Genomic DNA, 23,230 nt, shown 5'->3' with positions numbered 1-23,230 from the left:
GGTCAGGCCTCGACGCGCTTCTTCAGCTCCTTGAGCGCGGTGTCGACGATGACCTTCTCCGCCTTGCGCTTGAGCAGTCCGATCATGGGGATCTTGACGTCGACCGCGAGGCGGTAGGTCACCTTCGTGCCGGCGCCCTCGGACGTCAGGGTGTAGGAGCCGTTCATCGCCTTGAGGACCTGCGCCGAGACGAGCGACCACGAGACGACTCCCGTGCCGTCCTCCACGACGTCCCACTCGTAGTCGAGCACGTAGGTGTCCTTGATGGCACCGGCGTCGAGCGTGAACTGCACCTGGTCGGCCCAGCCGTCACCCTCCTCGGCGAGCACGGAGACGTCCTTCACCTCGCCGGCCCACTCGGGGTAGGCCTCGAAGTCCGCGATGACGTCGAGCACCTCGCCGGGAGGAGCGTCGATGACGATGGAGGACTCGGTGCGATCGGCCATGCGCCGAAGGCTATCGCGACCACGGGCCAACGCCGCTCGACCCGGCCGCCACCACCACCACGGCGATGACCGCGGCCACGAGCCGTCGGCCCCGTGCCAAGATGGGGCGACGGCAGCCCTGCGCCGAGGGGCGACGCGCCCGGGACCGCAGCCAGCCCTGTGATCATGGCGACGTGGTCGTCGCGGTTACCGCTCGGTAAGGTGCAGCAGAGTTCGGCCCCCCGCGATCAGGAGTGACAGTGAAGGACAACGTCGTCGCACCCCTTGCCCCCGTCACGACGGAGGGCAGCCTCGCGGACCTCCCCGTGCGCAACGCCCGGGAGAACCCGACCGAGACCGCGTTCTCGCGCAAGACGCCCTCGGGCGGCTGGACCCACGTGACGTGGGCCCAGTTCGCCGACGACGTCACGGCCGTGGCCCGAGGACTCGTCGCCGCAGGCATCGGGCCCGGGGACCGGGTGGCCCTCATGTCGCGCACGCGCTACGAGTGGACGCTCGTCGACTTCGCCGCGTGGAGCGCGGGCGCCGTCGTCGTGCCGATCTACGAGACCTCTTCGGCCGAGCAGGTGCAGTGGATCCTGTCCGACTCCGACACCCACCTCGCGGTCGTCGAGACCGACGCCCACCGCGCCACGGTCGAGCAGGTCCGGGGCGACCTGCCCTCGCTCCGTGACGTCGTCACCATCGAGGGCGGGGGGCTCGACGCGCTGCGCGAGCAGGGGCGCGAGGTCGCGGACGCCGATCTCGCCGCACGCCGCTCGGGCCTCGACCGCAGCTCCGTCGCGACGATCATCTACACCTCCGGCACGACCGGACGGCCCAAGGGCTGCGAGCTGACCCACGGCAACTTCCTCGACCTCGTCGAGAACGCCATCGAGAAGCTCGGCCAGGTCGTGCTGACCGACAACGCCTCGACGCTGCTCTTCCTCCCGCTCGCGCACGTGTTCGCGCGGTTCATCGAGGTGCTGTGCGTCGCGGGCAAGGCCCGCATGGGCCACTCGGCCGACATCAAGACCCTGCTCGACGACTTCGCGGGCTTCCAGCCGACCTTCGTGCTCGCGGTCCCCCGCGTCTTCGAGAAGATCTTCAACTCCGCCGAGGCCAAGGCGTCCGCGGAGGGCAAGGGCAAGATCTTCCTGCGCGCGGCGACCGTGGCGATCGCCTACAGCGAGGCTCTCGACACCGGTGGGCCCGGGCTCGGGCTGCGCGTCCAGCACGCCGTCTTCGACCGGCTCGTCTACGGCAAGCTCCGTGCGGCCATGGGTGGCCACGTGCGCTATGCCGTGTCGGGCGGCGCCCCGCTCGGCACCCGTCTCGGCCACTTCTACCGCGGCATCGGCGTCGTCATCCTCGAGGGCTACGGCCTCACCGAGACCACCGCGCCCGTCGCGGTCAACACCCCCGACAAGATCAAGATCGGGACCGTCGGCCCGCCGCTGCCGGGCACCGGCGTCCGGATCGCGGACGACGGCGAGATCCTGCTCAAGGGCGTCGGCGTCTTCACCCGCTACCACGACAACCCCACGGCGACCGCCGACGCGATCGTCGACGGGTGGTTTCACACCGGCGACATCGGCGAGATGGACGACGACGGCTACCTGCGGATCACCGGTCGCAAGAAGGAGATCCTCGTGACGGCCGGCGGCAAGAACGTCGCGCCCGCCGTGCTCGAGGACCGCCTGCGCTCCCATCCCCTCGTCTCGCAGTGCATCGTCGTCGGCGACCAGAAGCCGTTCGTCGGAGTGCTCCTGACGCTCGACGAGGAGATGTGGCCGCTCTGGGCCAAGAGCCACGGCGTCGAGGGCGTCTCGCTCGAGCAGGCCCGCACCCACCCCAAGGTGCTCGAGGCACTCCAGGAGGCCGTGGACCGGGCCAACGACGCCGTCTCCAAGGCCGAGTCGATCCGCAAGTTCTCAGTCCTGCCCGGCGACTTCACCGAGGCCAACGGCTATCTCACGCCGTCGCTCAAGCTCAAGCGCAACGTCGTCATGAAGGACTTCGGCGACGAGGTGGAGAAGCTCTACGCCTGAGGCTCACCGGAGCAGGTCGCGGATGCGGGCCTGCCACTGGCGCACGAGCGCCGACCGGTTCAGGCCCACGGTCGCGACCAACGCGTCGTCGACGGCTGCCTCACGGTCGTCGAGGCGGTCGGTGGGCTCGGTGATCCCGCCGGCCGCTGCGCGGTAGAGGCGGACGACGGCCTGCGTGCCGTAGCGATCCGCCACGGTGCGCAGGGCCAGCAGCGAGAGTCCGTAGGCGGCGGCGAGCGAGCCTGACCCCGGTTCGAACTCGGCGTCCGCAGGAAGCGTTGCCGGCAGACCCGACGACCGGACCCGGTCGAGCGCCGGCGCGACGGCGGTCGCCTCCGGCAGGTCGATGGGCTGGTAGGCCACGAGCTCGGCGAACCCCTCCGAGAGCCAGATCGGCACGCCTCGCGTCGTCGACGCGCGGACCGTGACGTGGGTCAGCTCATGGGTCATGACGACGTCGCGGCCGTCGGGTCGCAGCGACGACCAGGCACCGGGCACGAGGACGATGCGGTCGGCACCCGCCCGCTCGCCCGGGGTCAGCGGACCGTCGGTGGCGGCCGCCACCCCGCGCAGCTGGTCGGGCGTGCGGCCGAGCAGCCTGGCGGCGTCGGCGTCACTGGCCGGCGACACCCACACGGCGGGCCTCGACCCTCCCCAGACGGCGGCCACGCGCGAGGCGGCCGTGCGCGCGCGACGCACCACCTCCTGGACCCGGGCGTCGTCGCCGACGGCGAGCACGAGCGAGTCCGCCGACCGGCGGACGACGAGCCCGGCGAGGTCCCAGGGCTGGGGCCGGCCCGACGGGGACGAGGCGGTGATGCCCAGAGCCTGCACCCGAGCCGGGTCAGCCTTGAAGGTGAGGTCGAGGTCGAAGCTGCGCGGCGTGGTGTCGAAGCCGCGAAGCCGGTAGGTGAAGCTCGCCCTGACGTCCCACTCGACCCGGGTGCCGCTCGGTGCGGGCACGGGCTCGGTCACCTCGCGCACCGTCACGAGACGCAGGTCTGCCACCCGCATCGCCACCATGCGCGAGAGGACGGCGGACTGGTCGGTGCGCAGCGACGTCGAGGCGCCCTCACCCAGTGCGGCCAACCATCCGGCCTCGTCGCCCCGGTCGGCCGATGCGGCACGGGCCCGGAGCAGCACTGTCGCGGCGCGACTGCGAGCACCGGCCCAGGCCCGGGGGTCGACGTCGGCCGACGTCAGTCGTGTCGTCGCTGCCATCCCCGGCGTCCCCGGCCGGCTCGTGACGTCGGACGGCGCAGAGGGCGCACTCGTGGTGCAACCCCCGACGAGGATGGTTGCCGTCGTCGCCAGGGCGATCCCGGTCCTCACCCGACGCCGAGCAGCACCGGCGCCCGGAGCCGGAGCACGTCCGGTGGCGCCCCCTGCACCGGTAGGACGACCGCTCGGGCTGGACACGGCGTCATCGTGTCACGCGCCGCGGCGGCCGGGGCTCGGGCGCTCGGGACGAGACCGCTGTCGGGCTCGTGTCCGGACCCACGGTCAGACGGCAATGCGCTCAGACGGCCCTGCGGGTCCGGCGGAGCGAGCCCAGCTCGCGCGGACCTCCATCCACCGGGACGAGGTCGACCGGACGGAGGTCGACGGGGTCCAGCTCGGCGCGGACGGCGTTGGCCGTCGCCGTCGAGACGAGTCCGGCCGCGAGGAAGGCCGAGACGGCACGTCGCTCGGCGCGGTCGAGGGGCGCCGTCACGACCTCATCGCCGTCGTGGTGGTCGGGGCGTTCGGACGCATCGCCGTGGCCCACGGCGATGCGGCGCCCTCGGTCGTGTCCGGTGCGGTGGCCTTGCGCGGGGGGTCCGCCGGCGTGCGAGCGGAGCGGTATCGTCGTCAGGGCGGTCACCATGCAGTCTGCGCAGTGGACGTCCCGCACCGGGCAGGTGTGGCAGTCGACGAGCATCATCTCGGTCCAACCCTTCGTCTCTCGTTGCGATCTGTCGTGACCGACGCTAGGTGCGCCCACCGACACTCCCCCACGACACGTCGGACCCGGGGCCTGCGCTCCCGGCCCTGGCGGCACTCACCGCTGCCCTGGCCGGCGGCCACCTGCAGCGCCGTCCGGAGCGCCGTCCGTGGCGTCCGACGACGGCCCCTGCTGGCGCGCCGACAGCCCGACCGCCACCCCGATGCCCTTGCGGGACAAGGCGATGCGGTCGCCATGCCGGGGCAGTCGCCTGCAGGTGCGCCCGCCGCGCCTCCGTGGCGATGTCGGCGCCCCGGCATACGGTCAAGGACATGCAGGCCATCCAGTCCACGTTCGACGACCTCGGCACCCCCCTCGCCGGTGTCACGTTCGTCGTCGTGGACCTCGAGACCACTGGCGGTACCCCGGCCCAGTGCGGCATCACCGAGATCGGCGCCGTCAAGGTGCGCGGCGGAGAGGTGCTCGGCGAGTTCCAGACGCTGGTCAACCCTGCCGAGCCCATCCCCGCGTTCATCTCGGTCCTGACCGGCATCACCGACACGATGGTCCGCGACGCCCCGCGCATCGACAGTGCGCTCCCCGCCTTCCTCGAGTTCGCAGCCGGCAGCGTCCTCGTGGCGCACAACGCCGGCTTCGACATCGGCTTCCTCAAGGCCGCCGCCGCGCGGACGGGAGCCCGCTGGCCCGGCTTCCCGGTGCTCGACACCCTCCAGCTCGCGCGCCAGCTCGTCGTCCGCGACGAGTCGCCCAACCACCGCCTCTCCTCGCTGGCCCAGGTCTTCGGCTCACCGACGACGCCTGACCACCGTGCCCTCCACGACGCGCGTGCCACGGTCGACGTGCTCCACGGTCTCATCGAGCGCGTCGGCAACCTCGGCGTCCACACCCTCGAGGAGCTCGCCAGCTACAGCTCCAGGGTCACGCCGTCGCAGCGCCGCAAGCGCTTCCTCGCCGACCCGCTCCCGAGCGCCCCCGGGGTCTACCTCTTCAAGGACGGCAGCGACCGCGTCCTCTACGTCGGCACGAGCCGCGACATCCGCACCCGCGTCCGCAGCTACTTCACCGCCTCGGAGCAGCGCAGCCGGATGGCCGAGATGGTCCGTCTGGCCCAGGCCGTCCACCCCGTCGTGTGCCAGACCTCGCTCGAGGCGCAGGTCCGCGAGCTGCGCCTCATCGACGAGCACAAGCCCCGCTTCAACCGCCGCTCGAAGAACGGCCGCAAGGTCATGTGGGTCAAGCTGACGCAGGAGCGTTTCCCCCGTCTGTCGATCGTCCGCCAGGTCAAGGACGACGGGGCCCACTACATCGGCCCCTTCCGGTCCCGCCTCACGGCCCAGTCGGCCATCGACGCGGTCCACGAGGTCGTGCCGCTGCGCCAGTGCACGGGTCGCCTCAACGGACGCGGCACGGCCTGCGCCCTCGCCGACATGGGCCGCTGCGGCGCCCCCTGCACCGGCGCGCAGTCCGAGGGCGACTACGCCGTGGTCGTCGCGGAGTGTCGTGCCATCTTCACCGGCAACGCCCGGCCCAGCGCCGAGCTCCTCCGGGCCAGGCTCGAGGAGCTCGCCTCTCAGGAGCGCTTCGAGGACGCCGCCCGCGTGCGTGACCGCTTCCTGCAGCTCGTGCGCGGCGCAGCGCGTGCCCAGCGGCTCGCGCCGCTCCTCCGCTCTCCCGAGATCGTCGCAGCCCGCCGCAGCGACCTCGGGGGATGGGAGCTCGTCTCGATCCGGCACGGCCGGCTGGCCGGCACCGTCGTGAGTCCGCGAGGGGCCGACCCCATGACCTACGTCCGCTCCATGCAGGCCACGGCCGAGGTCGTGCCCGCCCCGACCCCCGAGCGACCCTCCGCGCTGACCGAGGAGACCGAGGTCCTGCTCCGGTGGCTCGAGGCGCCGGGCGTGCGCATCGTCGAGCTCGACGGGTCGTGGACCTGTCCCGTCGGCGGAGCCGGCTCGGTCCGCAGCGAGCTCGAACCGGCCGTCGCATCCGCCCACGACGTCGTCGGCTTCGACAACGACGTGCCCGGCCCACGGTCCGGTCCCGGGTCCGGCGGCCGATCCGGCCACGGCGGCGCAACCGGTCGCGCGGCCGGCCTGCGCCGGGCCGGGTAGGCCCGGCTAGGGTGTCCTCGTGATCACCGCCATCGTCATGATCAGCTGCGAGGTCGACCGGATCCCCGAGGTGGCCGAGGCCATCGCCGACATCCCGGCCGTGTCCGAGGTCTACTCGGTGACGGGCGACACCGACCTCATCGCCATGGTTCGGGTCAAGGCGCACGAGGAGTTCGCCGACGTCATCGCCGACCAGCTCAACAAGGTCGAGGGCATCGTCGGGACCTCGACGCACATCGCCTTCCGCACCTACTCCTCGCACGACCTCGAGGCAGCGTTCAGCCTCGGGCTCGAGGGCGACTGACGCCTCCGTCGGCCGAGCTCCCGCCTGCTCCCGCACGGCCGGAGCCGAGAGCCGTCGGGTGGACGTGCCCCCTCATTAGCTCCGGGTGGCGCTGACCCATCGCTGCACGAGATCCGTGGCGGCACCGCTGTCGATCGCGTGCGCGGCCCGGTGCATCCCGGCCCGCAGGTCGGCGTCGAAGTCCGCCTCCGACGACCCCGAGTCCGGCTGTGTCAGGGCGAGCGCGATGCCCGCGTTGAGCAGGACCGCGTCGCGCACGGCGCCGGTGGCCCCCACGAAGGTGTCGACGACGACGCGGGCGTTGTGCGCCGCGTCACCGCCACGCAGCTCCTCGATGGGGTGCAGCTCCAGACCCAGACGCGTGGGGTCGAGCGAGCGCTCGGTGACGACTCCGTCACGGACCCACCAGACGTGGGTCGTCGTCGACACGGTGACCTCGTCGAGACCGTCGTCGCCACGGAAGACCGCGGCGTCCTTGCGCCGGTCGGCGAAGACGCCCGCCAGCAGCGGCGCCATGCGCGCGTCGGCACAGCCCACGGCGGCATACGTCGGCTGAGCCGGGTTGGTCAGCGGGCCGAGGAAGTTGAACGCCGTCCCGATGCCGAGGTCACGGCGCGGCACGGCCGTGTGCCGGAACGAGGGGTGGAAGGTCTGCGCGAAGCAGAAGGTGATGCCGGCCTCGGACGCCACCTCGACGACCCGTTCGGGCGCCAGCGACAGATCGATGCCCAAGGCCTCGAGGACGTCCGCCGACCCGGACGAGGACGAGGCCGCCCGGTTGCCGTGCTTGACGAGTCGGACGCCGGCTGCCGCGGCCACCATCGATGACATCGTCGAGATGTTGACCGTGTGGGCCCGGTCGCCGCCGGTGCCGACGATGTCGAGGCTGGGGCCGGGGACCTCGATGCGGCGGGCGTGGGCGAGCATCTGTTCGGCGAGGCCTCGCATCTCCTCGATGCTCTCGCCCTTCGCGCGCAGACCGATGAGGAAGCCCGCAACCTGTGAGGGACTGGCCTCACCGGTCATGATCTGGCCCATGCACCACTCGGCCGTCGCCTGGTCGAGATCTCGACCGGCGATGAGGTCGCTGAGGACGGAGGGCCAGGTCGTCGTGTCCGGCGCCATGCGTCAGGCCGTGGGCACGCCCGAGCGCGCGAGCGTGGCGATGGCCGACGTCAGCGCGATCGGGTCGAGCGGGTGCGGGACGGCCAGGTCGGCCTGCGACCAGGCCGCGAGCCAGCTGTCCTGCGGCCGGCCCGTGAGCACGATGATCGGCGGGCACTCGAAGATCTCGTTCTTGAGCTGGCGGGCCAGGCCCAGGCCGCCGACCTTGGCCGCCTCGCCGTCGAGGACGAGGATGTCGAACCGCTCGGACTCCACGGAGGTGATGACGGCGTCAGCGGTGGCGCACTCGTGCCAGCGGACGACCTCGACGTCCTTGGCGGGGCGACGGCCGACCGCCGCGCGCACCGCGTCGCGGGTCGTGATGTCGTCGCTGTAGAGCAGCACGCTGACCCGGGCCACGGGTCGCTGCGACGCCGCCGGCGTCGCGATGTCGGTGGACGTGGCCTGCGCTGCGCTGTCGTTCGAGGCGGTCATGCGCCCGATGCTACCGGGGCGGCCGGCGACCCGGAGCACCGACCTCGTGCGGGCGCCACGCCTCGTAGTACGAGGCGTTGGAGGACCGGCCAGGGCCCCGGCAGGACGACCCGCGGGACCATTTCCCGGAGGCCCGTGGGAAGGTGGTCCCGAACGGCCTACGGCACGGCTGTTCAGGGTTCGTGTCGGAATGGTCACGAATCCTCTACACCCGCGCGAGAAAGGACCCCGAAGCGGGGGGTCACTCGCACAGCCGGACAGGAATGTGGGAATAATGTCCAACGTGGCGACAGCATCGGCAGTTCCTTCAAGCGCAGTGGCGACCCCGGCCCATCACGGACCGGCGACGCGCCCCAACATGGTTGCCGTCGGCACCATCGTGTGGCTCTCCAGCGAGCTCATGTTCTTCGCGGGTCTCTTCGCGGTCTACTTCCAGCTGAGGTCCGTCCGCGGAGACCTGTGGCAGGTCCAGACCGAGAAGCTCAACCTGCCGTTCGCGAGCGTCAACTGCCTCGTGCTCGTCATCTCCTCCGTCTGGTGCCAGCTCGGCGTCTGGAAGGCCGAGCGCGGTCAGAAGGCCCGCACCGGCAAGCTGCTCGACCTCAAGGGCTGGGGCATGCGCGAGTGGTACGTCCTGACCTACCTCTTCGGCGCCTTCTTCATCGCGGGCCAGGTCATGGAGTACTCCGAGCTCGTCTCCGAGAACGTCACGCTGAGCTCCGACGCCTACGGCTCGGTCTTCTACATGGCGACCGGCTTCCACGGTCTGCACGTGACCGGCGGCCTGATCGCCTTCCTGCTCATCATCGCCCGCACCTTCACGACGCGTCGCTACACGCACGCGAACGCCACCGGCGCCGTGGTGACGTCGTACTACTGGCACTTCGTCGACGTCGTGTGGATCGCGCTCTTCGCGACCATCTACATCCTGCGCTGACCTCCGGCATGAGCGCGCGCCCGAACCCGAACCCCACCTCCATGGACGACAGGAACCCACAGTGAACGCCTTGGCCGCCCGACGCCGACACCCCGCCGCGATCGTGGTGCTGCTGCTGCTCGGCCTCCTCGTGACCGGTGGCGCGTACTCGTTCCTCGCCCCCAAGGACGCCAACGCCGCCGCGACGACCGCGGCCGCCGACGACGTCGCCAAGGGCAAGGACCTCTTCATCGCCAACTGCGCCACCTGCCACGGTGTCGCCGCGCAGGGCACCAAGTCCGGCCCCTCCCTCGTCGGCGTGGGCGCCGCCTCGGTCGACTTCCAGGTCGGCACCGGTCGCATGCCGCTGGCCGGCCCCAACGTGCAGGCGCCCGTCAACAAGGTGAAGTTCGACGACGAGCAGATCTCCGCCCTCGCGGCCTACGTCGCCTCCCTCGGCCCCGGCCCGTCGGTGCCCGACGAGAAGTACACGACGGTCATCCAGCCCGGTACGCCCGAGAACAACAAGGCGATCGCCGAGGGCGGCCAGATCTTCCGCGTCAACTGCGCCATGTGCCACAACTTCGCCGGCGCCGGCGGTGCGCTGACCCGCGGCAAGTACGCCCCGGCCCTCGACAACACCACGCCGAAGCACATCTACGAGGCCATGGTCACCGGCCCGCAGTCGATGCCGGTCTTCAACGACATGAACCTCACGCCGGAGTCGAAGCAGAAGGTCATCTCCTACCTCAAGGCCCAGGAGAGCCAGGCCAACGTCGGCGGCCTGACGCTCGGCAACCTCGGCCCGGTGTCCGAGGGCCTCTTCGCCTGGGTGTTCGCGCTCGGCATCCTCATCGGCTGCGCCGTCTGGCTCGGCAAGAAGGCCGCATGAGCCAGCGCTGCATCGCCTCGATCACGAACGACGACAGGACGACGACCCGATGAACGACAACGAGACCACGGACCAGGGCACGGGCACCTCGCTCGTGCGGACGTCCGGCGAGGGACGCGAGGTGCTGCCCGCATCGCTCATCACCGGTGTCGACCAGTTCGAGAACCCCGGCTTGCCGCCCCACGTGCACCGTGCAGCCGATGACGACCCGGCTGCTGCCAAGCGCGCCGAGCGCCAGGTCGCCACGATGTTCGCCCTGTCGATGCTCGGCACGCTGGTGTTCATCGTCAGCTACTTCGCCGTCCCCGACGAGGCGACCTTCTTCTTCCCCGGCATCGGCCTGGCCAAGACGCAGAACGTCGTCCTCGGCCTGTCGCTCGGCTTCTCGATCTTCTTCATCGGCATCGGTGCGGTGCACTGGGCCAAGACGCTCATGTCCGACGAGGAGGTCGTCGAGGAGCGGCACGAGCAGGCCTCGAGCCCCGAGGACCGCGCCAAGGCCGTCGCCGTCGTGAACGCCGGCGTCGAGTCCACGCAGCTCCCCCGCCGCCCGCTGATCAAGTACTCCCTCGGGGGCGCCCTGGGCCTCTTCGCGCTCCCCCTCGGCCTGCAGGTCGCCGGGTCGCTCGGCCCGACGGACATCGAGGAGCTCAAGCACACCATCTGGGACGTCAAGGACAACGGCGGCAAGCCGATCCGGCTCATGCGCGACCCCGAGATGACGCCCATCCGTTTCGACGAGGTCACGAGCGGCTCGGTCTTCCACGTGATGCCCGAGACCCTGCAGAAGTACCTCGACGAGGGCAAGCACGTCCTCGAGGCCAAGGCCAAGGCGGCCGTGATCCTCATCCGCCTCGACCCTGACCTCATCAAGGTGCAGAAGGCCAAGGACTGGGGTGTCGACGGTGTCGTCGCCTACTCCAAGATCTGCACCCACGTCGGCTGCGCCGTCGGCTTGTACGAGCAGCAGACGCACCACCTGCTCTGCCCGTGCCACCAGTCGACCTTCGACCTCACCGAGGACTGCGCCGTCATCTTCGGTCCGGCCAAGCGGCCGCTGCCGCAACTCAAGATCACCGTCGACGACGCGGGCTACCTCGTCGCCCCCGAGGGCTTCGCCGAGCCCGTGGGACCGAGCTTCTGGGAGCGTGCGCGATGAGCACCATCAACGAGACTCGCCCCGCCGACGCGTTGCGCGCCGGCGACAGCCAGGCCGACGAGCGGGCCGCGGCCGCGAAGCCGCTCGGCGGCATCGCCGGGTGGATGGACGACCGGCTGGGCGGCGCCAAGGGCGTCTCCTTCCTCGCCAAGAAGGTCTTCCCGGACCACTGGTCCTTCATGCTCGGCGAGATCGCGATGTACTCGATGATCGTCTGCCTGCTGACGGGTGCCTTCCTGACGTTCTGGTTCGTCCCGAGTGCCAGCCAGGTCGTCTACGACGGCTCCTACGTGCCGCTCCAGGGCGTGACGATGTCGGACGCCTACCGGTCGACGCTCGCCATCTCGTTCGACATCCGTGGCGGTCTGCTCATCCGGCAGATCCACCACTGGGCGGCCCTGATCTTCGTCGTCGCGGTCTTCGTGCACATGGCCCGCGTCTTCTTCACCGGCGCGTTCCGCAAGCCGCGCGAGATCAACTGGGTCTTCGGCACGGTCCTGTCGCTGCTGGCCTGCATCGAGGGCTTCGCCGGCTACTCGCTCCCCGACGACCTGCTCTCGGGCACCGGTATCCGCGCCATGAACGGCTTCATGCAGTCGGCGCCGGTCATCGGCTCGTACATGAGCTACTTCATCTTCGGCGGCGCCTTCCCGGGCGAGGCGATCATCCCGCGCCTCTACTCGGCGCACGTCCTGCTCATCCCGGCGATCCTCGTCGGCCTCTTCACGGCCCACATCCTGCTGGTCTTCCTGCACAAGCACACGCAGTTCCCCGGACCGGGCCGCACCAACAAGAACGTCGTGGGCTACCCGCTCATGCCGGTCTACATCGCCAAGGCCGGTGGCTTCTTCTTCATCGTCTTCGGTGTCATCGCCCTCATCTCGGCGGTCGTCACGATCAACCCGATCTGGGCCTACGGTCCCTACGACCCGTCCCCCATCACCGCGGGCTCGCAGCCTGACTGGTACATGGGCTTCGCCGACGGCGCCCTGCGACTGCTCCCCGGCTTCCTCGAGTTCGTCTCGTGGGGCAACTTCACCTGGAGCATGAACATCTTCCCGGGCTCGCTCGTGCTGCTGCCCCTGATGTGGACGATCATCGGCGTCTACCCGTTCGTCGAGGCCTGGGTGACCGGTGACAAGCGCGAGCACCACCTGCTCGACCGTCCGCGCAACGCGCCCACGCGCACCGCGATCGGCATCGCGGGCATCTCGATGTACGTCGTGCTCTTCCTCGCCGCCGGCAACGACCTCATGGCGATCAAGCTGCACCTGTCGATCAACGACATCACGCAGACCCTGCGTGTGCTGTTCTTCGTGGCCCCTCCGGTGGCGTTCTGGATCACGAAGCGCATCTGCCTCAGCCTGCAGCGTGCGGACCGCCAGAAGGTCCTGCACGGCCGCGAGACGGGCACCATCTGGCGCTACGCCGACGGTCGCTTCGAGGAGATCCACGCACCGCTCACGCCCGACGAGCGCTGGGCCCTGGTCCAGCACGAGTCGCAGGAGCCGCTGCAGCTGACGGCCGGCAAGGACGCCAACGGCGTCGACAGCCCGATCGCGCGCAAGGAGCGCCTGCGCGCGAAGTTCTCGCACTTCTACTTCCGCGACCGCGTCGCACCCGCGACGCCCTCGGAGCTCGAGGCCGCTCACCACGAGCACGGCGACCACGGCGGCGTGGCCGACGGTGGCCACGAGGCCATCGAGCCCGCCGGTGCCGGCGCGGAGCGCGAGACGATCAAGGCCGACAAGCAGCTCGACTGACGCCATCGCTCGCCTCACCCGAGGCGCACGAAGCACACGAGAGGGACCACCCGCTGACGGGAGGTCCCTCTCGTCGTGTCGGCTCTCGTCCCCGGCCGTCCCCGGCGTCCCCTAGCGTCCTCCAGCGACCCCAGACATCGACGAACCCGCAAGCGCGACCTATGTCCGTTATGAGAAGTCTCTGAGATGTCGACGAGAGCATCTGCGGGCACGACTGTCCCCGCTCCCCCGAACGACAGGCAGGTTCATGCTCGACACCATCTTCGGTCTCCCGGTCCACCCGCTCATCGTCCATGCCACCACCGTGGTCGTCCCCGCGGCCGCCGTGGCCGTGCTCCTCGCGGCCGTCTGGCCCCGCTTCCGTCGGTGGGCCGGCTGGATGCCGCTGGCCCTGTCCGTGGCGGCTGTTGTCCTGACTCCCCTGTCCACCGAGTCCGGTGAGGCGCTCGAGCGTCACGTCGAGCACAGCGACCTCATCGAGACCCACTCCCAGCTGGCGGAGGGCCTGCTCCCGTGGGTCGCCGTCCTGGCCGTCGGAGCCGCTGCCCTCTACGTCGTGGCGCGACGTGAGCGCAAGGCTCGCGGGCTCGACTCCGCGAACTCCGCCGCGGGCGGCAGCGACGCCGTCCCCACCCGCACCCACGCCGTCCCGCGGTGGCTCCTCGTGGGCGGCGCCGTCGTCGGGCTCGTCGCCGCCCTGGGCACCGCGACCCAGGTCGTCCGCATCGGGCACAGCGGCGCGCAGGCCGCCTGGGGTGACGCGGTCTCGCAGACCACTCCCCCGTCCGGTGGCGACGACGACGGCAACTGAGCACCACCAAGGCTTTCCGGTCGATCTCGGCCGTCACGGGTTGCCGTTGCTGCGGCGCGCGAGCACACGCTCGTGCGCCCCAGCGCGCGTGACAGACTCGGGCCATGCACCATCTCTCCGACACCGAGTTCGAGCAGGCAGTGGGAGACGCCCTCGACTCGATCCCGGCGGAGCTCGCCCAAGCCATGGACAACGTCGTGGTGCTCGTCGAGCAGGAGCCGCCGGACGAGGATCCCGACCTGCTCGGGGTCTACGACGGCACCCCGCTGACCGAACGTGACGGGTGGTGGGGTGCCGGGGCCCTCCCGGACCGCATCACGATCTTCCAGGGCCCCCTCGAGAGGCTGTGCGACTCCGCCGAGGAGCTGCGCGAGGAGATCGCTATCACCGTCGTCCACGAGATCGCCCACCACTTCGGGATCGACGACGCGCACCTGCACGAGCTCGGCTGGGGCTGACCGGGCTGACCGGGCTGACCGGGCTGACACGGGCTCACTGGAAGCCTGGGGCCGCACCCTGGGACCGTGGTCCAGGCTCCGGTGGCCGCCCCGCAGGACCCTCTGCGGACGGCGTCTCGCATCCAAGACGCTTTGTCGGGTGCGGCCGAAGTGCCCCTTTACGTCGCCTCACGGCGGAGTTACGGTCGAGGTACCGCTCAACCGATCGGATGGAGGTGCGCACCGGATGTTCTCTCCCACACGATCGCACTGCGAGCCGCACGGGCCGTGAAGGCCCGGGTTCGGATCGAAGGGGAAGGCCGACGGCCTTCCCCTTCCCGCTGTCCGGGGCAGGGTCCACCACTCCCCCGACGCGCACGAGACGAGCACGACGAAGGGCCCCGGTCGTCGACCGGGGCCCTTCGTCGTGCGTGAGCGAGGGTCAGATGGAGTACTCGCCCGAGAAGGACTCGAACACCCAGAGGCACACGGCGACGATGGCGAACATCGCACCGATGATGAAGAGCCACCAGCCGATCGCGAGCCCGGCGAACATCACCGCGCCGGAGGCCGCGAGCCACAGCGGCGTCCACGAGCTGGCGACGAAGTAGCCGTAGTTGCCCTCGGCGTCCTCGATCTCACCGGCAGTGTTGTCCTCGGGGCGGAGCGCCAGCTTCTTGCCCGTCATCCAGAGGAAAAAGCCCGTGAGCGCGAACAGCAGCGCCGAGAGCAGCAGTGCGATGACGCCGATCGGCTCCTGCCACTTGGTCCAGAAGCCGTAGATCAGCGTGACGGGGACGAAGAACCCGACCAGGTAGAGGAAGAGCTTGGTCTCGACGCGCATCGGTCAGTCCTCACGCTTCTCGGTGGTGGCGGCTGTCTCGGCCCGGGCGACGTCGGCCGGCCCCATGACCTGGACGAGGGTGCCCTGGTCGGCGACGGGCGCGACGCCTGACGCGGCCTCGGGGTGGTGCAGGTCGAACGCCGGGCGCTCGGAGCGGATCCGCGGCAGTGAGGTGAAGTTGTGGCGCGGCGGCGGGCACGAGGTGGCCCACTCGAGCGAGGCGCCGTAGCCCCACGGGTCGTCGGACTCCACGAGCGGGGCCTTGCGCCACGTCTTCCACACGTTGTAGGCGAACGGGATCATCGACGCACCGAGCAGGAACGAGCCGAGGCTCGACACGATGTTGGCGGCTTGGAAGCCCTCCTCGGGCAGGTAGTCGGCGTAGCGGCGGGCCATGCCCTCGACGCCGAGCCAGTGCTGGATCAGGAAGGTCGTGTGGAAGCCGATGAACAGCATCCAGAAGTGGATCTTGCCGAGTCGCTCATCCAGCATCCGGCCGGTCAGCTTGGGCCACCAGAAGTAGTAGCCGGCGAACATCGCGAAGACCACAGTGCCGAAGACGGTGTAGTGGAAGTGCGCGACGATGAAGTAGCTGTCGGACAGGTGGAAGTCGAGCGCCGGGCTGGCGAGGATGACGCCGGTCAGGCCACCGAAGAGGAAGGTGACGAGGAAGCCCATCGCCCACAGCATCGGGGTGGCCATGACGACCTTGCCGCCCCACATCGTGCCGATCCAGTTGAAGAACTTCACCCCGGTCGGCACCGCGATGAGCATCGTCATGACGGAGAAGAACGGTAGGAGCACTTGTCCGGTGACGTACATGTGGTGCGCCCAGACACTCGCCGACAGCGCCGCAATGGCGATCGTGGCGAACACGAGGGTCTTGTAGCCGAAGATCGGCTTGCGGGAGAAGACCGGCAGCACCTCGCTGATGATGCCGAAGAACGGCAGCGCGATGATGTAGACCTCTGGGTGCCCGAAGAACCAGAACAGGTGCTGCCACAGCATCGCCCCGTTGTTCTCCGGGTCGAAGATGTGCATCCCGAACCGCCGGTCACCACCGAGCGCGAACAGCGCCGCCGCGAGGATCGGGAAGACGAGGATCGCCAGCAGCGAGGTGATCAGCACGGTCCACGTGAAGATCGGCATGCGGAACATCGTCATGCCGGGCGCGCGGAGGCAGATGATCGTCGTGATGAAGTTGACCGCACCCAGGATCGTGCCGAAACCACCGAGCGCGAGACCGAAGACCCACAGGTCACCACCCACGCCGGGCGAGTAGCTCACGTCCGACAGCGGGGCGTAGGCGAACCAGCCGAAGGCGGCGGCACCCTGGGGCGTCAGGAAGCCCACCGACGCGATGAGGCCACCGAAGAGGTAGAGCCAGTACGCGAACATGTTCAGGCGCGGGAACGCGACGTCCGGCGCGCCGATCTGCAGCGGCATCACGGCGTTGGCGAAGCCGGCGAACAGCGGCGTCGCGAAGAGCAGCAGCATGATCGTGCCGTGCATCGTGAAGAGCTGGTTGTACTGCTCCGGGTTGTCGACGATCTGCAGACCCGGCGCCATCAGCTCGGCGCGGATCAGCAGCGCCATCAGGCCACCGAGCAGGAAGAAGACGAACGAAGTGATGAAGTAGAGGTTGCCGATGACCTTGTGGTCGGTCGTCGTCACCCACTTGACGAACGTCTGGCCCTTGGCCGGGCGTGGCCGCGCGGCAGTCATGCCCGGGGCCTGCGCCTCACGGTTGAGCGTTGCGGATGTCATCAGTTGCTCCCGGTGCGAGCTGGTGCGGGGATCTTGTTGGCGTCACCGGGGACCATCTCCTCGCGGCTGACGTCGACGGGGATGAGGCCCTCGTTGCCGATGGACTTCAGGCGTGCCATCTCCTGGTCGTACTCGGCCTGCGGGACGACCTTGACCATGAAGAGCATCTGCGAGTGGTAGGCACCGCAGAGCTCGGCACACTTGCCCTGGAACGTGCCGACCTGGGTCGGGGTCAGCTGGAACTTGTTGGTCCTGCCAGGGAGCATGTCCATCTTCATCATGAACGACGGCACCCAGAAGCTGTGGATGACGTCACGGGCGTTGAGGACGAACTCGACTCGCTTGTTGACCGGCAGGTAGAGCACGGGCATCTGGGCCCGCTTACCGGTGGTGCCGTCGAGCTCGGTGTGCACGCCGGTCTCGTGGACGTTGGAGTCGACGTAGTTGAAGTCCCAGCTCCACTGCTTGGCCACGACGCTGACCGTGAGGTCCTTCTTGGTGCTCGTGTCGACGAGGGCGGCCTCGTCGCGCGCGGTGTAGTAGAAGAAGACGGCGACCATGAACACCGGGATGACGGTGTAGAGCAGCTCCATCGGCACGTTGTAGCGCAGCTGGACGGGGAGCGTCTCGTCGCCCTTGCGCTTGCGGAAGCGGACGGCGGCGTAGAGCATCAGGCCCCACGTGATGACGCCGACGCTCAGAACGGCGATCCAGCTGCCGACCCACAGGTCCGTGACCCGCCGGCCGCTGTCCGAAACCACGTTCGGCAGGAATCCGTTGGACACCTGCCCCTGGCAACCGCCGAGGGCCAGTGCCGCGAGGCCGGCGATCCCCGCGATGCGAAGTCCCGTGCGTCGCCGCCCGGTCCCGCCTACGGGCGTCGTCACCACCGGCGAAGCCGCTGGGGTGTCTTCGTGCTCAGGCACCAGGTGCACCTTTCGTTCCGTACGTGGGCGCGCAGGGCGCGCGTCGAACGTGTTCACGTCAAACCGTCTGGGCAGCAAGGCCCACGGCGCAACCCTACCGTCCCACTCGTCACGCTGTCCGCAGGGGGCGGCTAACGTTGCGGAGTGGTCAGTCACGATCCGGGCACGAACGTTGGACCCGCCCCTGCAGCCCCGCACGGAGGCTCCAAGCGTGGGTCGAGCGGGCTCCCCGACAACCCTCGACAAGACCCACGACAGACCTCCGCGTCGGGCGCGCGCCGGCTGCTCGACGCCGCCTCCGGCCCGCTCCACCCGGTCGCCCGGGACACCCTCCTCGCCGCGGTCGACGTCGGGTGGGCCGACCCCGCCCGGCTGCACGTCGAGGGGCGCCGGGCCCGGGCGCTGCTCGACCGGTCGCGTGAGGTGGTGGCCGCGGGGCTCGGCGTGCGACCCGGTGAGGTGAGCTTCCTGCCCAGCGGTCCCACGGCGCTGGAGCGGGCCGTCGACGGGATGGCGTATGCGGCCCGCCGGCGTGGGGCACGCACCGTGGCCTCCGCGGTGGAGCACTCCGCGATCCTCGTGCCCGGTCGGGCCCGTGCCGCGGCGGCCGACGACCCGTCGCTGCTCGCCGAGGTGGCCGTCGACCCGACGGGGCGGCTCGACCTCGAAAGCTGGGAGGCGGCCCTGTCGGCGCCGGGCGGCGTCGTCGCGGTCCTGCAGAGTGCGAACGGCGAGGTCGGCACCCGGCAGCCGCTCGAGGCGGCGCGGGAGGTGGCCGCCGCCCACGGCACACCTCTCGTGGTCGACGCGATGGCGTCGCTGGGACGCGACGACGTGCCGACCGCGTGGGACGTCCTCGTGGGCGACGCGCGCTCGTGGGGTGGGCCGCCGCTCGGCGTGCTCGTCGTGCGCGAGGGGGTGCGGTGGCAGTGGTCGCAGGCGCGGGCCGACGTCGAGCACGGGCGCACGGACGTCACGCCCTGGGTGCCGCTCGTTCTCGCGGCGGCGGAGGCGTGGCAGCAGACGGCGGCCACACGGGCGGACGACGCCGGGGTCGCCCGGGGCCTCGTCGACGACATCCGGTCGGCAGCCGCGGCCGTCCCCGACACCGAGGTCGTCGGTGATCCCGAGGACCGGCTCCCCCACGTCGTCACCTTCTCGAGCCTCTACGTCGACGGTGAGGCCCTCGTCGACGCCTTCGACGCTGCGGGCTACGCCGTGGCGAGCGGCTCGGCCTGCACGTCGAGCACCCTCGAGCCCAGCCACGTGCTCGCGGCGATGGGGGTGCTGACCCACGGCAACGTCCGCGTCACCCTCCCCCTGCCCGCGGTCTCCCCCGGCCTGGTCGACGACGTCGCGGCGTTCGCGGCCGCCATCGCCCCGACGGTCGGCGGCGTCCGCGACCGGCTCGGCGTCGGTGACCTATGAGCGCCGACGACGAGGCGGTCGTCGACGCCCGCGGCGAGCGCTGCCCGCTGCCCGTCATCCGGCTGGCCCGTGTCGTGGCCGAGCGCCCCGGAGTGCGGGTCGTGACCGTGCTGGCCACCGACCCGGCGGCAGCGCACGACATCCCCGCGTGGTGCCGGATGCGCGGCCACCGCTTCGTCGAGGCGCGCGCGGAGGCCGGCCACGCGGCATACGTGGTCGAGGTGGTCAGGCCCAGCACGCCGGCAGGGGCGCCCTGAGCACGGTCGGCAGGATCGCGAGGTACTCGTCGCGCGGCACCTCGCGCACCCCCAGCGTCGCGAGGTGCGGCGTCTGCCACTGGACGTCGACGAGGCGGCGGGGGTCCCCGTCGGCGAGAAGCAGGTCGCGCAGTCCGACGAGGGCGACCTTCGAGGCGTCCCGGACGTGGTGGAACATCGACTCCCCGGCGAAGAGACCACCGATCGCGACGCCGTAGAGGCCCCCGACCAGCTCGCCGTCCTGCCACGTCTCGATGGAGTGGGCCCACCCGGCCTCGTGGAGCTCGACGTAGGCGTCGGCGATCTCCGGCGTGATCCAGCGCCCGTCCCGGTCCGGCGCGGCGCAGTGCTCGACGACCGACCGGAAGTCGGTGTCGACGCGCACCTCGAAGTGGGCGGCCGCCTTGCGCAGCGAGCGGCTCACCTTGAGCTCGCGCGGGCGCAGGATGCCGCGAGGGTCGGGTGACCACCAGCCGATCGGCTCGGCCCCGTGGTCGCCGATACCCATCGGGAACACTCCGACGGAGTAGGCCTCGAAGAGGGTTGCGACCTCGAGGTCGGCGCCGATGCCGATGAGGTCCTCCCCCGGCGGCACGCGCTCGAGCGCGAAGTCCCAGGGGGTGGGCGGCGGCGGCGTGGGCACGGACGGCTCCGGTCTCGGGGGCGCGCCGTCAGCGCCCGGTGGGCTGCGGGGTCACGGCCGCGGGCAGGACAGGTGGGGGCCGATCTCGGCGGCCGACTCGGGTCCGTAGGCCTCGGCGAGCCGCTCGAGGAAGCGCTCCTTGCCGAGGACGTACTCCTGGGTGCCGACGGTCTCGATGACGTACGTCGCGAGCATCGAGCCGAGCTCGGCGCAGCGACGGACCGGGAGGTCGACGGCGAGGCCGGTGAGGAAACCGGCGCGGAAGGCGTCGCCGACACCCGTCGGGTCTGCCTTGCGCACCTCGCGGGCGATGCCGACCTCGACCGGCTCCTCGCCGCGGACGCGGACCGTGACGCCGTCCTTGCCGCGCGTCTTGACCTGCACGCGGACGCGGTCGGCGAGCTCGTCCTCGGACCAGCCGGTCTTCTGGCAGGCGAGATGGCTCTCGTACTCGTTGGTGAAGAGGTACTCGGCGCCGTCGATGAGACGGGCGATCGTGGGACCGTCGCAGAAGGCCAGCTGCTGCGAGGGGTCGGCCGCGAAGGGGATGCCGCGGCTGCGGCACTCGTCGGAGTGGCGGATCATCGCCTCCGGGTCGTTGGCGCCGACGACGACGAGGTCGAGCCCACCGACGCGCTGGGCGACCGGGGCGAGCTCGATGTCGCGGGCCTCGCTCATCGCGCCGGCGTAGAACGTCGCGATCTGGGCCATGTCCTTGTCGGTGGTGCAGATGAAGCGCGCCGTGTGCTGGGACTCGGAGTAGTGCACCGCCCCGCAGTCGACGCCGTGGCGCTCCAGCCAGCTGCGGTAGTCGGTGAAGTCCTCACCGACCGCGCCGACGAGCAGCGGGCGCTGGCCGAGGTTGGCCATGCCGAACGCGATGTTCGCGGCGACCCCACCCCGGCGGACCTGGAGGTCGGACGTCAGGAACGACAGCGAGATCTTGTCGAGCTGTTCGACGACGAGGGAGTCGGCGAAGAGCCCGTCGAAGGTCATGAGGTGGTCGGTGGCGATGGAACCGGTGATGGCGATCTGCACGGGACGAACCTACCCGCCTGCGAGCTGCCTCCCACGCAGGCCTTGGACGACGCAGCCGGGACGACGCAGCCGGGACGACGAGGGGCGGGGACGACGATGGCCAGGGACGACGAAGGGCCCGACCGTGCGGTCGGGCCCTTCGGACGTGCGTGGTGCGGTGCGGCTCAGCTGAAGGAGTCGCCGCAGGCGCAGCTGCTGCCCGCGTTGGGGTTGTCGATGGTGAAGCCCTGCTTCTCGATCGTGTCGGCGAAGTCGATCGTGGCGCCCTCGAGGTAGGGGGAGCTCATGCGGTCGACGACGACCTCGACACCGTCGAAGTCGCGGACGAGGTCACCGTCGAGGCTGCGCTCGTCGAAGTAGAGCTGGTAGATCAGGCCCGAGCAGCCGCCGGGCTGGACACCGACGCGCAGGCGGAGGTCGTCACGACCCTCCTGCTCGAGCAGGCTCTTGACCTTCGTGGCCGCGACGTCCGTCAGGACGACACCGTGGGCGGGAGCCTCGGTCTGAACCTCGGCTGCAGATGCGTTCGTCTCGACACTCATGTGTTGGTCCTTCACGTCGTGGAACATGGGTCAGAGGTGAGAACCCATGCCGCGCCGGATGTGTTCCCGGCGCTTCCAAGGATACGTCGGGCACCGCCGGAACCGCGCATCCTCCCCCGGATCGGACACCTCAGGGCGCGGACGGCGACCACGTGCGGGCGACGCGTGCGGTCCGCTCGGCGAGGCGGGCGGCCGGTTCGGCGAGCGATGCCGCCACCTGGTCGGGGCGCTCGGCGACGGCATACACCCCTGACAGGCCGGCCGTCATGGCCTCGCGCCGGCCGACGAGCGACTGGCCGGGAACGGCGATGACGGGGACCCCGACGCGGGCGGCCGCCTCGGCGACGCCGACGACGACCTTGCCGCGGAGGGACTGCCAGTCGAAGGTGCCCTCCCCCGTGACGACGAGGTCCGCAGAGGCCACGAGATCGACGAAGCCGACCGCGTCGAGCACTGCCTCAACCCCGGAGACGCGGCGGGCACCGAGCAGGTGCAGGGCGTAGCCGAGTCCCCCGGCCGCGCCCGCACCGGGCTCACGCTCGGGCTTGAGCAGCGTGCCGGTGAGGAGGTCCTTGGCCGGCGGCCGCACGCGCGCCACGACGCTCGCGAAGTGGCCGAGGGCGTTCTCGAGGCGCTGCGCGTCCTCCTCCGAGGCGCCCTTCTGGGGCGCGAAGACGGCGCTGGCACCCTTGAGCCCGAGCAGCGGCGAGTCGACGTCGCTCGCGATGACGAGGTCGACGCCGCGGAGCCGGTCGCGGGCGGCGTCGAGCCCGGCGACGTCGTCCGGCGTCGTCGCCCCGAGCGCCAGTCCGCCCTGGCCGAGCCTGGCTGCCGGGCCGACCCCGAGCGCGGCGAGGAGGCCCGCCCCGGCGTCGTTCGTGCCGGACCCGCCGAGACCGATGACGATGCGTCGGGCGCCGGCGTCGAGCGCGGCGAGGACGAGCGTCCCGACGCCGGTCGTCGAGGTGCGCGTCGGGTTGCGCTCGTCGGGCGCGAGCAGGTGCAGCCCGGCCGCCTGGGCCGACTCCACGTATGCCGTGCGCCCACCCGCGCCGGTCGTCAGCAGGATGGTGCCGGGCACCTCGCGACCCAGCGGGTCGGTCGTCACGACCGCGTGGACCTCTCCGTCGAGGTTCTCGGCGAGGACGTCGACGAAGCCCGGGCCGCCGTCGGAGAGGGGCACGAGGGTCAGGCGGTCGCCCGGCGCCGTGCGGGCCCAGCCGTCGGCCATGGCGGCCGCGGCCTGGGAGGCGGTGAGGGTGCCGGTGTAGCAGTCCGGGGCGATGATCACGTGCACGTCCGGAATCCTGCCACTGCTCGCTTCGCGCTCGCCCGGCGCTCGCCCGGCGCTCGCCCCGAGCCCGGCCCGGGC

Annotated in this window: 23 protein-coding genes; 11 read left to right on the top strand and 12 right to left on the bottom strand. The window is 70.9% G+C overall.

Annotation, left to right across the window (positions count from 1 at the left end):
• Positions 1-2: 2 nt before the first annotated feature.
• On the bottom strand, positions 3-446 hold the full coding sequence (locus IEY30_RS02215) for an SRPBCC family protein (RefSeq protein WP_030146295.1): 444 nt from the start codon (positions 444-446) through the stop codon (positions 3-5).
• A 239-nt stretch (positions 447-685) separates the two neighbouring features.
• On the opposite strand from IEY30_RS02215, the gene IEY30_RS02210 reads away from it, so the two are divergent.
• Positions 686-2,476 carry an AMP-dependent synthetase/ligase gene (locus tag IEY30_RS02210; RefSeq protein WP_030146296.1) on the top strand — a complete coding sequence of 597 codons (1,791 nt, stop codon included), beginning with the start codon at positions 686-688 and terminating at the stop codon, positions 2,474-2,476.
• Positions 2,477-2,479: 3 nt separating this feature from the next.
• On the opposite strand, the gene IEY30_RS02205 is transcribed toward IEY30_RS02210, so the two are convergent.
• Together IEY30_RS02205 and IEY30_RS02200 are read right to left on the bottom strand one after the other, a co-directional pair.
• Positions 2,480-3,697, bottom strand: a complete 1,218-nt coding sequence (locus tag IEY30_RS02205; protein ID WP_030146297.1) for a hypothetical protein — start codon at positions 3,695-3,697, stop codon at positions 2,480-2,482.
• Between the two features lie 298 nt (positions 3,698-3,995).
• Positions 3,996-4,190 carry a hypothetical protein gene (locus IEY30_RS02200; protein ID WP_156035041.1) on the bottom strand — a complete coding sequence of 65 codons (195 nt, stop codon included), beginning with the start codon at positions 4,188-4,190 and terminating at the stop codon, positions 3,996-3,998.
• A gap of 542 nt (positions 4,191-4,732) precedes the next feature.
• Here IEY30_RS02200 and IEY30_RS02195 point away from each other — a divergent pair.
• Together IEY30_RS02195 and IEY30_RS02190 are read left to right on the top strand one after the other, a co-directional pair.
• Entirely contained in the window at positions 4,733-6,532 is a 1,800-nt protein-coding gene (locus IEY30_RS02195) for a DEDD exonuclease domain-containing protein (protein ID WP_030146299.1), read from the top strand.
• Between the two features lie 19 nt (positions 6,533-6,551).
• Positions 6,552-6,836 carry an Lrp/AsnC family transcriptional regulator gene (locus tag IEY30_RS02190; protein ID WP_030146300.1) on the top strand — a complete coding sequence of 95 codons (285 nt, stop codon included), beginning with the start codon at positions 6,552-6,554 and terminating at the stop codon, positions 6,834-6,836.
• A 75-nt stretch (positions 6,837-6,911) separates the two neighbouring features.
• Here IEY30_RS02190 and trpD read toward each other — a convergent pair whose 3' ends face one another.
• A complete protein-coding gene (trpD, locus tag IEY30_RS02185) occupies positions 6,912-7,961 on the bottom strand; it encodes an anthranilate phosphoribosyltransferase (protein ID WP_030146301.1) in 1,050 nt (349 codons plus the stop codon).
• 3 nt (positions 7,962-7,964) lie between these two features.
• Entirely contained in the window at positions 7,965-8,435 is a 471-nt protein-coding gene (locus tag IEY30_RS02180; protein WP_030146302.1) for a response regulator, read from the bottom strand.
• 274 nt (positions 8,436-8,709) lie between these two features.
• Here IEY30_RS02180 and ctaE point away from each other — a divergent pair, with 274 nt between their 5' ends.
• From ctaE to IEY30_RS02150, 6 genes are all read left to right on the top strand, one after another.
• Entirely contained in the window at positions 8,710-9,372 is a 663-nt protein-coding gene (ctaE, locus tag IEY30_RS02175) for an aa3-type cytochrome oxidase subunit III (RefSeq protein ID WP_081920253.1), read from the top strand.
• 61 nt (positions 9,373-9,433) lie between these two features.
• A complete protein-coding gene (gene qcrC, locus IEY30_RS02170; protein ID WP_030146304.1) occupies positions 9,434-10,243 on the top strand; it encodes a cytochrome bc1 complex diheme cytochrome c subunit in 810 nt (269 codons plus the stop codon).
• Positions 10,244-10,292: 49 nt separating this feature from the next.
• Entirely contained in the window at positions 10,293-11,402 is a 1,110-nt protein-coding gene (gene qcrA / locus IEY30_RS02165) for a cytochrome bc1 complex Rieske iron-sulfur subunit (RefSeq protein WP_030146305.1), read from the top strand.
• Positions 11,399-13,165: a cytochrome bc1 complex cytochrome b subunit gene (qcrB, locus tag IEY30_RS02160; RefSeq protein WP_030146306.1), complete on the top strand. Its 1,767-nt coding sequence runs from the start codon at positions 11,399-11,401 to the stop codon at positions 13,163-13,165. Before qcrA ends, qcrB begins: the two co-directional genes overlap by 4 nt.
• 247 nt (positions 13,166-13,412) lie before the next feature.
• A complete protein-coding gene (locus IEY30_RS02155; RefSeq protein ID WP_030146307.1) occupies positions 13,413-13,976 on the top strand; it encodes a DUF2231 domain-containing protein in 564 nt (187 codons plus the stop codon).
• 104 nt (positions 13,977-14,080) lie between these two features.
• Positions 14,081-14,434, top strand: a complete 354-nt coding sequence (locus IEY30_RS02150) for a metallopeptidase family protein (RefSeq protein ID WP_030146308.1) — start codon at positions 14,081-14,083, stop codon at positions 14,432-14,434.
• A 421-nt stretch (positions 14,435-14,855) separates the two neighbouring features.
• Here IEY30_RS02150 and IEY30_RS02145 read toward each other — a convergent pair whose 3' ends face one another.
• Genes IEY30_RS02145 through ctaC form a run of 3 tightly spaced genes read right to left on the bottom strand, consistent with a single transcriptional unit; the run spans position 14,856 to position 17,950 of the window.
• Positions 14,856-15,257, bottom strand: coding sequence for a cytochrome c oxidase subunit 4 (locus IEY30_RS02145; protein WP_030146309.1), 402 nt, complete (start codon positions 15,255-15,257; stop codon positions 14,856-14,858).
• A 3-nt stretch (positions 15,258-15,260) separates the two neighbouring features.
• A complete protein-coding gene (gene ctaD / locus IEY30_RS02140; protein ID WP_229674828.1) occupies positions 15,261-16,982 on the bottom strand; it encodes an aa3-type cytochrome oxidase subunit I in 1,722 nt (573 codons plus the stop codon).
• A 41-nt stretch (positions 16,983-17,023) separates the two neighbouring features.
• A complete protein-coding gene (gene ctaC, locus IEY30_RS02135; protein ID WP_308423745.1) occupies positions 17,024-17,950 on the bottom strand; it encodes an aa3-type cytochrome oxidase subunit II in 927 nt (308 codons plus the stop codon).
• 144 nt (positions 17,951-18,094) lie between these two features.
• On the opposite strand from ctaC, the gene IEY30_RS02130 reads away from it, so the two are divergent.
• Together IEY30_RS02130 and IEY30_RS02125 are read left to right on the top strand one after the other, a co-directional pair.
• Positions 18,095-19,378, top strand: a complete 1,284-nt coding sequence (locus tag IEY30_RS02130; RefSeq protein WP_229674794.1) for a cysteine desulfurase family protein — start codon at positions 18,095-18,097, stop codon at positions 19,376-19,378.
• Entirely contained in the window at positions 19,375-19,635 is a 261-nt protein-coding gene (locus IEY30_RS02125) for a sulfurtransferase TusA family protein (protein ID WP_030146313.1), read from the top strand. Before IEY30_RS02130 ends, IEY30_RS02125 begins: the two co-directional genes overlap by 4 nt.
• On the opposite strand, the gene aat is transcribed toward IEY30_RS02125, so the two are convergent.
• The 4 genes from aat to IEY30_RS02105 all read right to left on the bottom strand — a co-directional run bounded on the left by aat (position 19,604) and on the right by IEY30_RS02105 (position 23,155).
• Positions 19,604-20,278 carry a leucyl/phenylalanyl-tRNA--protein transferase gene (aat, locus tag IEY30_RS02120; RefSeq protein ID WP_030146314.1) on the bottom strand — a complete coding sequence of 225 codons (675 nt, stop codon included), beginning with the start codon at positions 20,276-20,278 and terminating at the stop codon, positions 19,604-19,606. The genes IEY30_RS02125 and aat overlap by 32 nt on opposite strands.
• A 51-nt stretch (positions 20,279-20,329) precedes the next feature.
• Positions 20,330-21,316, bottom strand: a complete 987-nt coding sequence (locus IEY30_RS02115) for a carbohydrate kinase family protein (protein WP_030146315.1) — start codon at positions 21,314-21,316, stop codon at positions 20,330-20,332.
• Between the two features lie 164 nt (positions 21,317-21,480).
• A complete protein-coding gene (gene erpA / locus IEY30_RS02110; protein ID WP_030146316.1) occupies positions 21,481-21,858 on the bottom strand; it encodes an iron-sulfur cluster insertion protein ErpA in 378 nt (125 codons plus the stop codon).
• Between the two features lie 130 nt (positions 21,859-21,988).
• The gene (locus tag IEY30_RS02105; protein ID WP_030146317.1) at positions 21,989-23,155 is read right to left on the bottom strand and encodes a glycerate kinase family protein; all 1,167 of its coding nucleotides are present in this window, start codon (positions 23,153-23,155) and stop codon (positions 21,989-21,991) included.
• Positions 23,156-23,230 lie beyond the last annotated feature (75 nt).

The organism is Terrabacter tumescens (assembly GCF_014646815.1).
Taxonomy (GTDB): Bacteria; Actinomycetota; Actinomycetes; order Actinomycetales; family Dermatophilaceae; genus Terrabacter; species Terrabacter tumescens.
The sequence above is the reverse complement of the archived record's forward strand: the minus strand, read 5'-3'. Positions and strand labels throughout refer to the sequence as shown.

Coding starts and splice junctions, on each gene's coding strand:
- IEY30_RS02215 (WP_030146295.1), bottom strand. CDS start 446: ATGGCCGATCGCACCGAGTCCTCCATCGTCATCGACGCTCCTCCCGGC.
- IEY30_RS02205 (WP_030146297.1), bottom strand. CDS start 3,697: ATGGCAGCGACGACACGACTGACGTCGGCCGACGTCGACCCCCGGGCC.
- IEY30_RS02195 (WP_030146299.1), top strand. CDS start 4,733: ATGCAGGCCATCCAGTCCACGTTCGACGACCTCGGCACCCCCCTCGCC.
- trpD (WP_030146301.1), bottom strand. CDS start 7,961: ATGGCGCCGGACACGACGACCTGGCCCTCCGTCCTCAGCGACCTCATC.
- IEY30_RS02180 (WP_030146302.1), bottom strand. CDS start 8,435: ATGACCGCCTCGAACGACAGCGCAGCGCAGGCCACGTCCACCGACATC.
- ctaE (WP_081920253.1), top strand. CDS start 8,710: ATGTCCAACGTGGCGACAGCATCGGCAGTTCCTTCAAGCGCAGTGGCG.
- qcrA (WP_030146305.1), top strand. CDS start 10,293: ATGAACGACAACGAGACCACGGACCAGGGCACGGGCACCTCGCTCGTG.
- qcrB (WP_030146306.1), top strand. CDS start 11,399: ATGAGCACCATCAACGAGACTCGCCCCGCCGACGCGTTGCGCGCCGGC.
- IEY30_RS02155 (WP_030146307.1), top strand. CDS start 13,413: ATGCTCGACACCATCTTCGGTCTCCCGGTCCACCCGCTCATCGTCCAT.
- IEY30_RS02150 (WP_030146308.1), top strand. CDS start 14,081: ATGCACCATCTCTCCGACACCGAGTTCGAGCAGGCAGTGGGAGACGCC.
- IEY30_RS02145 (WP_030146309.1), bottom strand. CDS start 15,257: ATGCGCGTCGAGACCAAGCTCTTCCTCTACCTGGTCGGGTTCTTCGTC.
- ctaD (WP_229674828.1), bottom strand. CDS start 16,982: ATGACTGCCGCGCGGCCACGCCCGGCCAAGGGCCAGACGTTCGTCAAG.
- IEY30_RS02125 (WP_030146313.1), top strand. CDS start 19,375: ATGAGCGCCGACGACGAGGCGGTCGTCGACGCCCGCGGCGAGCGCTGC.
- erpA (WP_030146316.1), bottom strand. CDS start 21,858: ATGAGTGTCGAGACGAACGCATCTGCAGCCGAGGTTCAGACCGAGGCT.